Source organism: Pseudomonas fluorescens (assembly GCF_902498065.1).
Taxonomy (GTDB): domain Bacteria; phylum Pseudomonadota; class Gammaproteobacteria; order Pseudomonadales; family Pseudomonadaceae; genus Aquipseudomonas; species Aquipseudomonas fluorescens_BJ.
The window spans coordinates 1-500 of sequence record NZ_CABVIR010000036.1; the positions used below are offsets into that span (position 1 = coordinate 1).

1 pseudogene is annotated in these 500 nt (G+C 65.2%); it reads left to right on the forward strand.

Features of this window, described 5'->3' with window-relative positions:
- Positions 1-500 (forward strand): annotated as a pseudogene (locus F8N43_RS29250) (6-aminohexanoate hydrolase); the annotation flags it as partial.

The window sequence follows — 500 nt, forward strand, 5'->3', positions numbered from 1 at the left end:
GGTCTATCCCGCCAGAGTGCCGCCGGACATCGGCCTCTTTGCCGCCGCTGGCATCGTGCCGCGCCAGGCGAACATGCCCGACAACATCTACAGCTACCTGCAGGCCGCCACCCTGCCCGCGCAAGCCAGCGCCACACCGATCTGGTACTACCAGAACGGCTCGCCGGAAGCCGTTGCCTGGGCGATGCGCCGGGTCCTCGGCAAGACCTGGTCGGCCCTGGTAGCGGAGCGAATCTGGTCGCAGTTCGCCGAAGACGATGCCTACAGCCAGATCGATGCCCTGGGCACGGAAATGGCCAGCGGCGGTTTGAGCAGCACCCTGCGTGACGCTGCGCGCTTTGCCGAAGCCGTACGCCTGGCCTGGAGCGATAACGATCGCACCTCGCCTTTTGCCCAAGCGGTGCACCTGGCCCTCAAACCCAACGATAACCAGGCTTTGATCGCCCAAAGCCCCAAGGGCAAGGACCGCGCTGGTTACGCCTATCGGGATTACTGGTACC